The organism is Actinoplanes sp. NPDC051513, from assembly GCF_044454685.1.
In the GTDB taxonomy this organism is placed as follows: Bacteria; Actinomycetota; Actinomycetes; order Mycobacteriales; family Micromonosporaceae; genus Actinoplanes.
The window spans coordinates 276,006-289,147 of record NZ_JBITDW010000003.1 but is presented as its reverse complement, the minus strand read 5'-3'; the positions used below and the strand labels follow the sequence as shown (position 1 = coordinate 289,147).

Below are 13,142 nucleotides of genomic sequence, written 5' to 3'. Positions count from 1 at the left end.
GGGGTGCAGTCGGGCGCGGCGCGCGGCAGCCGCCCGGCGCGCGAGGCGCAGTCGGGCGCGTGGCGTGGGTGTGGCGAGCGTGAGCGGCGGCAGCCGCCCGGCGCGCGGGGTGCAGGCGGGCGCGGCGCGCGGCAGCCGCCCGGCGCGCGGGGTGCAGTCGGGCGCGGCGCGCGGCAGCCGCCCGGCGCGCGAGGCGCAGTCGGGCGCGTGGCGTGGGTGTGGCGAGCGTGAGCGGCGGCAGCCACCCGGCGCGCGGGGTGCAGGCGGGCGCGGCGCGCGGCAGCCGCCCGGCGCGCGGGGTGCAGTCGGGCGCGGCGCGCGGCAGCCGCCCGGCGCGCGAGGCGCAGTCGGGCGCGTGGCGTGGGTGTGGCGAGCGTGAGCGGCGGCAGCCACCCGGCGCGCGGGGTGCAGGCGGGCGCGGCGCGCGGCAGCCGCCCGGCGCGCGGGGTGCAGTCGGGCGCGGCGCGCGGGAGCCGCCCGGCGCGCGAGGCGCAGTCGGGCGCGTGGCGCGGGTGTGGCGAGCGTGAGCGGCGGCAGCCACCTCGCCACGACGCCAGCAGGCATGGCAGGCCCAGCGCGACCCACGTACCCGGCAGAACGGAAGCAGCAGCCTCGGATGGCAACCAGCTGGATGCAGGCCCAGCGCGACTCGTGTACCCAGCGCAACAGAAACAGCGGCAACGACCAGCGAAAGTAGCGGGCGCCGGGCCGGGTGCTGGGAGCTTCAGGGGTCGGCCTCAGCGGTGGTGGACGCCGTGTTCCAGGTAGCGCGTCCGGCCGGGCACAGCGGCGCGCAGGCGGCGCGCCAGGCGCGGCACCGTGTAGTCGTCGAGGTCCGAAGGGGCCACGAACGCCCACTCGGTGATCTCGCCGTCGACGAAGCGGATCGCCGACAAGTCGGCGGCTGACGGGACGCCGCCGTCGAAGACGAACAGGAGCTTGTCGCCCTGGGTGGGGTGGGGCGCCCAATCGACCACCAGGGCCGGCCCTACCGTGATTTTCAGGCCGAGCTCCTCGGCCACCTCCCGGGCGCACGCTTCCGACGGGGTCTCGCCCTCCTCGACCATGCCGCCGGGGATGTCCCACTCCAGTTTGTAGTGGGGCTTCACCAGCATGATCCGCCCGCCGGCGTCGCGGAACAGCGCGCCGGCGGCGACGAGCAAGGCCATGCGGTCGAGCCTAAGGGGTCACGGCCACCTGGAAGATCGGGAGTTTGCCCAGCTTCCGGTAGGCCTGGAGGGCGGCCGGCGTGCTGTCCACCGAGGAGTCCTGGCCCTTCTGGTTGTGCGGGGTCTCGAACTGGACCATGGCACGGATCTTGGGGAAGTGGCGGATCTCGTCGCCCAGCTCGCGGTAGAAGCCGACCTTGTACGAGGTGTTGCGCTTGGAGGACCAGACACCCCACTCGGCGATCATCAGTGGCTTGCCGGGGTGGCGGGTGAGGGCCCACGTGTAGAAGCCGGGCCAGCTGCGCTTGCCGGAAATCTCGATCTTGCGGTTGAAGATCTCGGCGAAGTCGCCGTGGCCGTAGCCGGGGTCGCTGTACGCGTACGTGTCGAACCCGATCCAGTCGACGTAGTCGTCACCGGGATACATGTCGTTGAACCAGCTCTGCGTCGCGTGGGGCACGTACGCCATGTGCACCAGCACCGTGACCATGTTGGTCACGCCGTGCGCCCGCAGCCGCTTCACCACGTGCCGGAACATCGCCGCGTAGTCGCGGGCCGTGTACCCGGAGCCGGCCTTGGCGCGCACGTCGTTCTCGCCCTCGTGGTGCACGGCCAGGAAGAACTGCTCGGGGAAGTTCTTCTTGATGTGCACGGCGAGCCGGTCGAGGAACGCGTCGGTCCGCTTGTCGCCGCGCGCGATCGCCGCCCACGAGGCCGACTCGGGCTTCCAGTTGAGGAACAGGATGCGGTTCCGGCCGTGCTGGCGGGCGATCGCGATCTCCTGCGGCGTCGGGAAGAGCTGCCGGACGCCGCCGTGATAGGCGTGGTAGATCGCCTGCTGACGGCCGGTCTTGCGCTCGAACTCGGCGAGCGCCGACGCGCCACGGCTCTCGGTGTGCGCGCCCGGCGCGACACCCCAGAGCACCCCGCAGGTGGGCACGAGCTTGCGCCCGGTGCGGCAGCCGCCCCGCCGGGGAGCAATGGCCACAGCGGGAGGAACTGGCGGGGGCGCCGCAAGGGCCGGCGACAAAACGGATGCCGAGGGAGAAGCCGGCGCGGCGGATGCGGAGGACGGCAATACCGAGGAGGGTGTCACCCACAAAGGCCGGGGTAAGGGGCCGGACAGGACCGGCTTGTCCGGCGCGGCGATGACCGGCAGCGACACCGTCGGATCACCCACCGGCCCGAGTGGCAGCCCGAGCTGATCCACCCCGCCGGTCCAGGCCCACGCGAGGGTGGTGACCACGGACAGGACGAAGGCCGTCGGCACGGCGGCGACGTGAACAAGCCGGATACGGCGCGGGCGTCGACTCACGAGGTGTGAGTATTGTGACGAAGATCCGGTTTGTCCAATACCCGACGCGGACCAATCCGACAAATGGCAGGCATGGAGACCCGTCTCGACCGCGATCAGCGGGGCTGCGAAACTGTCCCCTAATCGGCCGCAGGGGGATACGAAGGTGAATGGTTCGGTGCTTCCCGAGGACGTCCTGCGTGACGCGCCGTCGTACACGCCTCACGCGCACGAGCTCGCGGACCTCGAACTGCTGCTCTCCGGGGCGTATGCGCCGCTCACCGGCTTTGTGGGACGCGCCGACCTGAACGCGCTGCGCCGCCGCGGCCAGCTCGCCGACGGCACGCCGTGGCCGGTCGCGGTCACCCTCGAGGTGCCGACCGAGATCGCGAGCGACCTCGTCCTCGAAGATCCGCTGCACCGCACGATCATCCTGACCGACCCGGAGGGCGCGCCGGTCGCGGCGCTCGAGGTCACCGACGCCTGGCCGACCAAGGAGCGCACCTACGGCGTGGGCGGCACGGTCCGCCGCATGGGCGACGGCGGGCACGGCCCGTTCCAGCGCCTGCGGCGAACGCCCGCCGAGGTCCGGGCCCTGCTACCACCCGGACGGGTGCTCGGCGTGATCGCCGACCGGCCGCTGCACCGCCCCCAGCTCGCCCAGATCGCGCACGCGGCCCGCACGCTCGCGGCCCATCTGCTGATCCTCATCCCGGTGACCGGCCCGGGCCCGGACGGCCTGCCGCCCGAGGCGCTGGTCCGGGCGATCTTCGCGGCCCGCGACCGCATGCCCCCGGCCACGATCGTGGCGGTCCCGCTGCTGAACCGCGGCGACGAGATGCGTGACGCGCTGCTGCGGGCGCGGGTCGCCGCCGCGTACGGGGTCACGCATGTCCTCTCCACGGGCGAGATGCTCTCCGGCGGCGGCCTGCGCGTGCTGGTCCCCCGCGAGCTCGCCTACGACAACCGGGACGGCCAGTGGCGCTGGCGCGACGACATCCCGCCGCGCAACCGCCGTCTCGCCATGACTCCGGCCGAAATCGACGACGTGCTCGACCGGGGCTTCCCGCTGCCCGAGTGGCACACCCCGCCCGCGGTGGCGAAAGAGCTGGTCCGGGCCCGCCCGCCGCGCCGGCACCGGGGCCTGGTGGTGTTCTTCACCGGCTTCTCGGGCTCGGGCAAGTCGACAATCGCCCGCGGCCTCGCCGACTCGCTGCGCGAGTCCGGCGACCGCACGATCACCCTGCTCGACGGCGATGTCGTGCGGCGCGAGCTCTCCGCGGGGCTGGGCTTCTCCAAGGCCGACCGCGACCGCAACGTACGCCGGATCGGCTGGGTCGCCGCCGAGGTGGGCCGTCACCGCGGCATGGCCGTGGCCTGCCCGATCGCGCCGTACCAGTCGGCCCGCGCGGCGGTCCGCCGGATGGCGCAGGACGCCGGGGCCGGCTTCGTCCTGGTCCACGTGAACACCCCGCTCGAGGTCTGCGAGCAGCGCGACCGCAAGGGCCTGTACGCCCGGGCGCGGGCCGGCCAGCTGCGCGGGATGACCGGGATCGACGACCCGTACGAGGAGCCCGCGAACGCCGAGCTGACCATCGACACCACCACGATCACGGTCCCCGAGGCGATCGAGCTCGTGCTCGCCTACCTCGTGGAGAACGGCTGGGTGGAGCCGAAACTGGCGTAGGCCCTGTTTCCCGACTCGGCCAAGTGCGAGGCGAGGTCCAGGCGCCGCCCTGGTCGAGTCGGGAAACAGGGCCTCACCCATCACGTCGGCGGAAGTGAGCCGTTTACCCCTCGGGGGCAAAACGCCCGAACTCACTCCACCCCCGAAAGGGCCGCCAACCGATGGAAGCGTCTCGCCCCGCGGAAGTTTCGCATTACCTCGGCATCTTCCGCCGTCACTGGTGGATCGCGCTGGTCGCGACGGCCGTGGGCCTGGGCGCGGGCGCGGCGCTGACCAGCGCGCTGCCCAAGGTGTACGAATCGTCGACCGCGGTCCTGGTGCAGTCTCTCGACCAGGACACGAACGCGCAGGGCGGCCGCACCAAGGGGACGGTCAACCTGGACACCGAGGCGCAGCTGGTCGGCTCGGGCGCGGTGGCGACCAAGGCCGCGGCCCTGCTGCGTAGCCCGCGCTCGCCGATCGACCTGGCCCGGGACGTCTCGGTCGAGGTGCCGGCGAACACCACCGTTCTGATGATCACGTTCAAGGCGGGGTCGCCGCAGGACGCACAAGCCGGGTCGCACGCGTTCGCCGAGGCCTACCTGCGCAACCGCGAGGAGACCGCGCAGAGCGGCCTCGACCAGCAGATCAAGACCTTGACCGCGAAGATCAAGCAGCTCACCACCACGCTGACCGGGATCAACGGGCGGCTCGCCCGGGCGGTGAAGGGCGGACCGGACGAGGGCAACCTGCTGAGCCTGCGCAGCAACTCGCAGAACCAGCTGAACGGGCTGACCGGCCGGCTCAACGAGCTGACCACCACCACGGTCGGCGCCGGCAGCATCATCAGCGACGCGCGCCTGCCGGAGACCCCGACCAGCCCGAACCCGATGGTCAACGTGTCCACCGGCGGCATGGTCGGGCTGCTGCTCGGGGTGGCGCTGGCGTTCGTGCGGGAGCGGTTCGACCGGCGGCTGCGCTCGGCCTCCGACGTGCGCGACCGGGGCCGGATCAACGTGCTGGCGGCGCTGGACGAGCGCACCACGCCGCACTTCGACGACGTGCTCCAGCCGTACGGCGCCGGCGGCCGGGTCTTCAACCGGCTGCGCAACGAGATCCTCGCGACGCTGAACCCCAGCGACCAGGTGATCGTGGTGACCGGCACGAGCCGCGGATCGGCCGCGACGCTGGTGGCCGCGAACCTGGCCGCCGCGCTGGCCCGCACCGGCAGCGACGTCGTGCTGATCGGCGCGCACCTGCCGGACAGCGTGGTCGACGCCGCTCCGCTGGCCCGGATGCTCGGCGTGGCGGCCGTGCCCGGCCTCTCCGACCTACTGGCCGGCCGGGTCGGGCTGGCCCGCGCGCTGCAGCGCACCCCGCGCATCCCGTCGCTCCGGGTGATCACCACGGGCGGCGCGGCCACGGCGGCCGGGCTCATGCAGTCGCAGCGGCTCAAGGACACCCTCGAGACGCTGCGCCGGCAGGGCGGGTACGTGGTGATCGAGGCGCCCTCGACCAGCAGCAGCGCCGACGCGCAGGGCCTGGCCAGCCTGGCCGACGCCGCCCTGCTCGCGGTCGAGCTGCGCAAGTCGCGCCGGCCCGCCGTGCTGGACGCGGCCGAGCAGCTCCAGCGGGTCGGCACCCCCCTGCTGGGCGCGGTGGTCCTCCCCCGCCTCTCGAACCTGCCCACGTCCGAGATCAACCCGCCTGCGGTGACCCTGTCGCCGGGCGAGAAGATCTCAGACGGCGACCTCACCCAGCCGATGCGCTTCCCGACCAACACCATGTCCGCCGCCGAGAAGGCGAAGCTGGCCGAGAAGACCCAGGAGAAGCCGCAGGTCCGGCCGCGCTCGGCGGAGAGCGCCGACGAGATCACCGCGGTGATCGACATGTCCGGGATGGCCAAGGACGGCGACGGGAAGTGACGCCGGCTGCCCCGGCCACCGCGGATACCCAACGGACCGGCGGCCCCGCGCACGGCGCGCGCAAGCCACTGACGCTGCCGGCCTGGCCGGTGGCGAGCATCCTGGCGCTCTACCCGCTGTGGTGGGCGCTCGGGCTCGGCGTACTGATCTTCGCGCTCATGGCCGTACCCATGCTGTTTCTGCTCCTGCGACGCCGAGCCACCGGCCGGCCGCTGCGCCTGCCGCCCGGTTTCGCCTGGTGGGCCCTGTTCCTGGTGGCCGTGGTGGTCAGCATCGGCGTGCTCGGCGCCGACCCGGCCGGCACGATCGCCGAGCACGCTACCGACCGGCTGCCGGGCGCGGCCTACAAGCTGATCATGTACGTGGCCCTGACCGTCCTGCTGGTCTACGCGGGCAACCTGACCGAGGCCGAGCTGCCCAGGAAGAAGCTGGTCAAGTACCTCGGCTGGCTTTTCGCGGTGACCGTGGCCGGCGGGATCCTCGGGATGGTGGCCGGGAATTTCCAGTTCACCTCGCCGGTCGAGATGCTGCTGCCGTACGGCGTACGCACCAACGGCTTCGTGCAGTCGCTGGTGCACCCCTACGCCGCGCAGATCATGGACATCGTCGGCGGGGACAAGCCGCGCCCGGCCGCGCCCTGGGGGTACACCAACACCTGGGGCAACAACTTCTGCCTGCTGGCCGGCTGGTTGGTCGTGGCCGCCGGGCAGAGTCAGAAACGATCGGCGAAGTTCTGGGCCGTCCTCTGCCTGCTGGTGTCGATCGTGCCGGCCGTCGTCTCGCTCAACCGGGGCCTGTGGATCGGCCTCGGCCTGCTGATCGTCTATGTGGCCGCCCGCTACGTGCTGGCCGGCAAGCTCTGGATCATCGGTGTGCTCACGGTCGCCGCCGCCATGCTCGGCGTCGCGCTGATCGCCACTCCCCTCGGCACGGTGGTCACCGCGCGGCTCGACAACGGCAAGTCCAACGGCGTGCGCTCGTTCCTCATCGACCGCGCGCTGGACGGCATCGCCGGCTCGCCGGTGGTCGGGTACGGCGGCACCCGGAACACCGCCGGCGGCCGCCAGTCGATCACCGTGGGCGAGAGCGCCGGCTGCGAGCGCTGCGGCAACTTCACCGTCGGCGGCAACGGCCAGCTGTGGCAGTTGCTCTACGCGCACGGCCTGGCCGGCACGGCCGGTTACCTCGGCTTTTTCGGGTACGGCCTGTGGCGCTTCCGCCGGGACCGCAGCGCGATCGGGGTGGCCGGCAGCGCCGCGCTGGTGACCTCGTTCTCCGCGATGCTCTGGTACAACTCGCTGGTCACCCCCCTGGCCTTCATGGTTCTGGCCTTTGCGCTGCTCTGGCGCAACTCACTCGAGGGGGACAAGACATGAGCCCGGTGAAGACCGCGCCGGCTGAACTGACCGCGGGGGACGCGGCGCTGCGCACGCAGTACCTGACCGAGGTGCTCGACCTCCTCTACCCGTGGCCGTGCCGCACCGACGGATCGCCCGGCACCCCGATCGCCGAATACCTGGTCGTGCCGGATGCGCGACGGCCCCGGCTGCTGGTCCCGTCCGGTTCGCGCCGGGTGGCCGCCGCCGCGGTCCGCCGCTACGCCGAACCGCAGTCCCGCTCGGCGAAGCTCAAGCGGGACGCCGTGGTCGCGGCGGTGCGGACCGGCGCCTCGGCGGTGCTGCTGCGCGATCGCGTACGGGTCACCGGCCCGTTCTCGTCGAGCATCGACGGCTACCTGAGCGAGCAGCTGGGCCGGGAGCTCTCGGTCAGCGTCCACATCGGTCCGGCCCGGGCCAACCGCAAGCCGGTGCTGCAGCTGATCGGCCCCGAGGGCGACACGTTCGGCTTCGGCAAGCTCGGCACCGGCCCGCTGACCAAACAGCTGGTGAAGGCGGAGACGGCGGCGCTCACCGTGCTGGCCGGCAGCGGCCTCACCAGGCTGACCGTGCCCCGGGTGCTGCACGCCGGCGAGTGGCGCGACCTGCAGGTGCTGGTCCAGTCGGCGTTGCCGGTCTGGCTGCCCCGCGCGCCGCTGACCCAGCGCCGGCTGGTCGCGGCCATGCTCGACATCGCCGGGTGCTGCGGCTACACGTCGGGGTCGCTCGACGAGAGCGCGTACTGGGGCGAGCTGCGCGGCCGGCTCGCCGCGGTGGGCGACCGCCCCGAGGGGGCCGGGCTCGGCTCGGCGGCGGAGCTGCTGGTCAAGCACGCCGGCGACACCGTCTTCCGGTACGGCGCGTGGCACGGCGACTGGGCGCCCTGGAACATGGCGAACCTCGCCGACGCGCTGCTGGTCTGGGACTGGGAGCGGTTCGCCACCGGCGTGCCGATGGGCTTCGACGCGATCCACCACGAGCTGCAGAAGCGGATCCAGTCGACCGGCGACGCCCAGGACGCGGTCGAGCAGACCGTACGCCGGGCCGGCGAGCTGCTCGCACCGTTCGGGGTGCCGGTGACCGGCCGCGAGGTGACCGCGCTGCTGTACCTGGTGGACCTCGCGGTCCGCTATCTGACCGACCGCCAGGCCGAGGCCGGCGCTCGTCTGGGCGTGCTCGGCACCTGGCTGCTGCCGGTGCTGATCCGCCGGGTCGAAGAGCTCTGAGGAGAGCGCGATGGACGTACGCAAGATGCCCGCGCCCATGAAGCGGGTCGTGCACCTGGGCTCCCGCTCGTACGGGCGGCTCACCAGCCCCGGCCGGATGACGCCGTCGTTCCTGATCTGCGGCGGCCAGCGCTGCGGGACGACCTCGATGTACCGGGCGCTGGCCGCGCACCCGGTCGTGCTGAAGGCGGTGCTGCACAAGGGCGTGCACTACTTCGACATCTCGTACGAGCGGGGGCTCGGCTGGTACAAGGCGCACTTCCCGCTCCACCGCAGCGGGGACCGGATCGCCGAGCGCTACGGCGTGCCGGCGCAGACCTTCGAGTCGAGCCCGTACTACATGTACCACCCGCAGGCGGCCGCCCGGATCGCGCACGATCTGCCCGACGCGCGGCTGGTGGTGCTGGTGCGCGACCCGGTCGAACGGGCGTACTCGCAGCATCATCACGAGGTGGCGCGCGGTTTCGAGTCCGAGCGGGACTTCGGGGCGGCGCTGGCGCTCGAGCCGGCCCGGCTGCATCGGCAGGAGGAGCGGCTGGCCGAGGACCCGTCCTACTACAGCTTCGCCCATCAGCACCACGCGTACCGGGCGCGCGGCGAGTACGCCCGCTACCTGAGCGTGATGGCGCAACACGTGGGCCGGGAGCGGATCCACGTGGTGGAGAGCGAGCGGTTCTTCACCGAGCCCGAGGACGTCTTCGACGAGGTCTGCGAGTTCCTGGGGTTGCCGACCTATCTGGAGCGTCCGCCGTTCGAGCGGCACAACGCGCGCCCTCGCCAGGCGGACATGGACCCGGGACTGCGCCGCGAGCTCACCGATTACTACCTGCCGCACGACGATGCGCTGTCCCGCTGGCTGGGCCGGATGCCGATCTGGCGCCGCACATGACGGATGTCAAAGAGAAACCCGGCTCAACGGGTACGCGGGGCGTAGCGCGCGGCGGTTTGGCCAACATGATCGGCTCCGCGCTCGCGGGAGGCACCGGTTTCGCGGTCACCTGGATCGTCGCCCGTTCGCTCGGCCCCGGCCAGGCCGGCGCGTTCTTCGCCGCCACGGCGGCATTCGTCCTGGCCGGCGGCCTGGCCAAGCTCGGCACCCAGACCGGCCTGGTCTATTGGCCGTCCCGCCTGCGCGCCACCGGCCGGCCCGAGCTGCTCGGCGCCTGCCTGCGCACCGGGCTCACCCCGGTCATCACCATGTCGTTGGTGCTCGCGGTAGGCATGTGGCTCGCGGCTCCGGCGATCGCCCGTACGACCGCGCACGAGGCGGCGGACGTGGTCGGCACGCACACCGCGGGCCTGCGCGTGCTGGCCGTGTTCCTGCCGCTTCAGGCACTGACCGACGCCCTGCTCACCGCGACCCGCGGCTACCGGGCAATGCGGCCGACTGTCCTTTTCGACCGGATCATCCGCAGCACGCTGCAGTTGCTGCTGGTCGCCGCGGTCGGCGTGGCAGCACTGTGGACGGCCGGGTCACTGCCCGCCTTCGCCCTGGCCTGGGCGCTGCCGTATCTGCCGGTGACGGTGCTCTCGGCGTACGCGATCAAGAAGCTCTATCGTGCGAGCAAGCCGCCCGGAGTGACCACCCGCCGGTCCGAACGGCGCGCATTGCGCCGTGACTTCTGGCGCTTCACCGGCCCGCGCGCGCTGGCCAGCGTCGCCCAGCTCGCGCTGCAGCGGGTGGACGTGCTGCTGGTGGCGGCGCTGGGTGGTCTCGCGCCGGCCGCCGTCTATGCGGTAGCCGGACGATTTGTCCTGCTTATCCAGTTCGCCAATCAGGGAGTCTCGCAATCGGTGCAGCCGCGGCTGGCCGAGGCGCTGGCCACCGGCGACCGCACGAGCGCCAACCATCTCTACCAGACGGCGACCGGCTGGCTCGTGCTGGTGACCTGGCCGATCAACCTGCTGGTGATCCAGCTCGCCCCGCTCTACCTGCGGCTCTTCGGCGACGACTACATCGCCGGGCAGAACGTCGTGGTCGTGCTGGCGAGCGCGATGCTGGTCGCGACCGGCTGCGGCATGGTCGACATGGTGCTCGCGATGGCCGGGCGAACCTCGTGGAACCTCGTCAACGTGCTGATCGCGCTGGGCGTCACGATCGGCCTCGACGTGCTGCTCATCCCCCGGTTCGGGGCGCTCGGCGCGGCGATCGGCCTGGCCTGCGCCATGGTCGCCAACAACGTGCTGCCGCTGATCCAGGTCGGCCGCGCCGTCGGCCTGCACCCCTTCGGCAAGGGCACCCGGGCCGCCGCGCTGCTGTCGGTGGCCTGCTTCGGCGCGCTGCCGCTGCTGGCCGGCCACGCCGGTCTCGCCCTCGCCGTACCGGCCTTCCTGGCGGGGGTCTGGCTGCTGCGCGGCTCCCTCGCGCTGGACGCGTTCACAAGTCGACCTCGAAGGAGGACCCGTTGAGCACGGATTACACAAAGGTTTTTCAGGACACCGAGGCGGTCGAGAAGTACGAGACCGTCACCTACGCGCCGGAGAGCTACGCGTCGCAGATCAACCAGCGGCAACGCGACTACCTTCGCACGCTGGTACGCCGCGAGTTCGGTCCCCGCGCGCCCGTGCAGCACGACTTCGCCTGCGGCACCGGCCGGGCCATCCGCACCCTGCACGGCCTGGTCCGCGAGGCGCACGGCTACGACACGTCGGCCGCGATGATGGCGAAGGCCGCCGAGGTCGGATCGCACGCGCTTTGGCACCAGGTGCCGGTCGACGGGCCGGTGCCCGAGCCGGTGACGGCCGGCACCCCGGCGATCGTGACGATGTTCCGGCTGCTGCTCAATGTGGACGAGGCGATCCGCGACCGGGCGCTCGCCTTCGCGGCCAAGGCCCTGCCGGACGCGGTGTCGGGGGTGCTGGTGGTCGAGAACCACGGCAACGCCGGGTCGCTGCGGCACCTGCGGGCGCGCCGGCATCGCGGCGACCGGTGGTTCGCCGAGCTCTCGCACGAGCAGGTGGAGAAGCTGCTGGAACGGCACGGGTTCGAGATCGTCGAGCGGCGCGGCTTCTCGATGATCACGCCATCTCTGCACGGCAATCCGCTGGCCCGGGCCGCCGATGCGGCGATGCGACGACTGCCGGGCACCGATGGGTACGCGGTGAATGTGCTTTACACCGCTCGTCGTGCGTAGGTGTATTTTGTCCCTTTTGACCGGAGCGCTCCTGCTGGCGGGCTGCTCCGGCGGGGACAAACCGGACAAGCCAGCACCTTCGCCCGATTTGTCCGGCAAGCCCGCCGCCGTCGCCGTCAACCGCGGGCCATTCCTGAGTGGACCGGTCCGGGCGCCCAAACGTGGCGCACTCGTCGGCGCGTGGATCAAGCCGGACGAGCTGACCCACGTGGGCCGGCTCGCCGCGGTCGACACCCTGGAGAACGACCTCGGCCGCCGGCTCAGCATCATCAACACCTACCGCCGCTTCGAGCAGATGGTCGGCACCTCCTCGGACAAGGAGTTCCTGGCCCAGGGCGCGACGCTGATGGTCAGCTGGGCCACCGGGGACAACCGGTCCATCCTGGACGGCGAGCACGACGACCTGATCCGCAAGCAGGCCCGCGCCATCCGCAAGATCCACCGGCCGGTGCTGCTGCGGATGCGCTGGGAGATGGACCGGCCCAACCTGCGGGCGACGATGTGGTCCGGCGGCGACTACATCGCGGCCTGGAAGTACGTGCGCGCGATCTTCAAGCAGGAGCGGGCGAACAACGTCTCGTGGGTGTGGTGCCCGACCGCCGAGGGGTTCATCCGCGGCGACGCGCCGGACTTCTACCCCGGCGACGACCAGGTCGACTGGACCTGCGTGGACGTCTACGCAGGCGAGGTCTTCCGGCCGATCGGGCAGCTCATGGGCCCGTTCCTGCAGTGGGCCGCGCAGCACCCCAAGCCGATCGTGATCGGCGAGTTCGGGGTGGCCAAGGCGTGGGGCTCGGCCGGGCGGGCCGCGTGGCTCAAGGACGCCGCGCGGACCTTCAAGGCCAACCCGCAGATCAAGGCCGTCGCCTACTTCGAGTCCGACCCGGAGGGCAACGGCCCGACCAAGCAGTTCCAGCTCACCGGCGACAAGCCGGCGTTCAAGGCCTTCCATGCGCTGGTGAAGGACCCGTATTTCAATCCTTGACCGGCTCCAGGAACTCGAGCCGGTTGCCGTGCGCGTCCTGCGCGTAGAGCCGCCGGTGGCCCGGAAAGTGTGGATCCCACTCGACCGGGTGACCGGCGGCTTCGAGTTTCTCCGCCAAAAGATCAAGGCCATCGACGCGTACGCCGGGATGCGCCTTCTTCTCGGCGACGAAGCCCGGCACCGGGCTGACGTGGACCTCCCAGCCTCCGGCCCGGAACCAGCACCCGCCCCGGGCCGCCAGCACCGGAGGCTTCTCGAGCTCGGTCATGCCGAGCACGCCGGCGTAGAAGGCGCGCGCCGCCTCTTCTCCGCCGGGCGGGCAGAGGAGCTGGACGTGGTGCAGATCCTCGATCGTGAAGGTCATGCC

The 13,142-nt window shown here is 72.1% G+C and carries 11 protein-coding genes; 8 read left to right on the top strand and 3 right to left on the bottom strand.

Features of this window, described 5'->3' with window-relative positions; genetic code table 11:
• Positions 1-737: 737 nt before the first annotated feature.
• Together ACIA5D_RS11345 and ACIA5D_RS11340 are read right to left on the bottom strand one after the other, a co-directional pair.
• The gene (locus ACIA5D_RS11345) at positions 738-1,169 is read right to left on the bottom strand and encodes an NUDIX domain-containing protein (RefSeq protein WP_396029754.1); all 432 of its coding nucleotides are present in this window, start codon (positions 1,167-1,169) and stop codon (positions 738-740) included.
• Positions 1,170-1,179: 10 nt separating this feature from the next.
• On the bottom strand, positions 1,180-2,157 hold the full coding sequence (locus ACIA5D_RS11340; RefSeq protein ID WP_396029753.1) for a glycoside hydrolase family 26 protein: 978 nt from the start codon (positions 2,155-2,157) through the stop codon (positions 1,180-1,182).
• Between the two features lie 472 nt (positions 2,158-2,629).
• Here ACIA5D_RS11340 and cysC point away from each other — a divergent pair, with 472 nt between their 5' ends.
• The 8 genes from cysC (at position 2,630) to ACIA5D_RS11300 (ending at position 12,775) form a co-directional block, all read left to right on the top strand.
• Entirely contained in the window at positions 2,630-4,150 is a 1,521-nt protein-coding gene (gene cysC, locus ACIA5D_RS11335) for an adenylyl-sulfate kinase (protein ID WP_396029752.1), read from the top strand.
• A gap of 161 nt (positions 4,151-4,311) precedes the next feature.
• Positions 4,312-6,054, top strand: coding sequence for a Wzz/FepE/Etk N-terminal domain-containing protein (locus ACIA5D_RS11330; RefSeq protein ID WP_396029751.1), 1,743 nt, complete (start codon positions 4,312-4,314; stop codon positions 6,052-6,054).
• Positions 6,051-7,430 (top strand): hypothetical protein, encoded by a 1,380-nt coding sequence (locus ACIA5D_RS11325; protein WP_396029750.1) that lies wholly within the window; start codon positions 6,051-6,053, stop codon positions 7,428-7,430. Before ACIA5D_RS11330 ends, ACIA5D_RS11325 begins: the two co-directional genes overlap by 4 nt.
• Positions 7,427-8,656: a hypothetical protein gene (locus ACIA5D_RS11320; RefSeq protein WP_396029749.1), complete on the top strand. Its 1,230-nt coding sequence runs from the start codon at positions 7,427-7,429 to the stop codon at positions 8,654-8,656. Before ACIA5D_RS11325 ends, ACIA5D_RS11320 begins: the two co-directional genes overlap by 4 nt.
• Positions 8,657-8,666: 10 nt before the next feature.
• Entirely contained in the window at positions 8,667-9,545 is an 879-nt protein-coding gene (locus tag ACIA5D_RS11315) for a sulfotransferase family protein (RefSeq protein WP_396029748.1), read from the top strand.
• Between the two features lie 65 nt (positions 9,546-9,610).
• Positions 9,611-11,065 carry an MATE family efflux transporter gene (locus tag ACIA5D_RS11310; protein ID WP_396029747.1) on the top strand — a complete coding sequence of 485 codons (1,455 nt, stop codon included), beginning with the start codon at positions 9,611-9,613 and terminating at the stop codon, positions 11,063-11,065.
• Positions 11,062-11,790, top strand: coding sequence for a methyltransferase domain-containing protein (locus ACIA5D_RS11305; RefSeq protein ID WP_396029746.1), 729 nt, complete (start codon positions 11,062-11,064; stop codon positions 11,788-11,790). The genes ACIA5D_RS11310 and ACIA5D_RS11305 overlap by 4 nt, the downstream gene beginning before the upstream one ends.
• 16 nt (positions 11,791-11,806) lie before the next feature.
• Positions 11,807-12,775, top strand: a complete 969-nt coding sequence (locus tag ACIA5D_RS11300; RefSeq protein WP_396029745.1) for a glycosyl hydrolase — start codon at positions 11,807-11,809, stop codon at positions 12,773-12,775.
• Here the strand turns inward: ACIA5D_RS11300 and ACIA5D_RS11295 are convergent.
• Positions 12,765-13,139 (bottom strand): VOC family protein, encoded by a 375-nt coding sequence (locus ACIA5D_RS11295; RefSeq protein WP_396029744.1) that lies wholly within the window; start codon positions 13,137-13,139, stop codon positions 12,765-12,767. The genes ACIA5D_RS11300 and ACIA5D_RS11295 overlap by 11 nt on opposite strands.
• Positions 13,140-13,142 lie beyond the last annotated feature (3 nt).

Bases quoted from the DNA above. Each gene is read 5' to 3' on its own strand.
- ACIA5D_RS11345 (WP_396029754.1), bottom strand. From the start codon at position 1,169: ATGGCCTTGCTCGTCGCCGCCGGCGCGCTGTTCCGCGACGCCGGCGGG.
- ACIA5D_RS11330 (WP_396029751.1), top strand. From the start codon at position 4,312: ATGGAAGCGTCTCGCCCCGCGGAAGTTTCGCATTACCTCGGCATCTTC.
- ACIA5D_RS11320 (WP_396029749.1), top strand. From the start codon at position 7,427: ATGAGCCCGGTGAAGACCGCGCCGGCTGAACTGACCGCGGGGGACGCG.
- ACIA5D_RS11315 (WP_396029748.1), top strand. From the start codon at position 8,667: ATGGACGTACGCAAGATGCCCGCGCCCATGAAGCGGGTCGTGCACCTG.
- ACIA5D_RS11310 (WP_396029747.1), top strand. From the start codon at position 9,611: ATGATCGGCTCCGCGCTCGCGGGAGGCACCGGTTTCGCGGTCACCTGG.
- ACIA5D_RS11295 (WP_396029744.1), bottom strand. From the start codon at position 13,139: ATGACCTTCACGATCGAGGATCTGCACCACGTCCAGCTCCTCTGCCCG.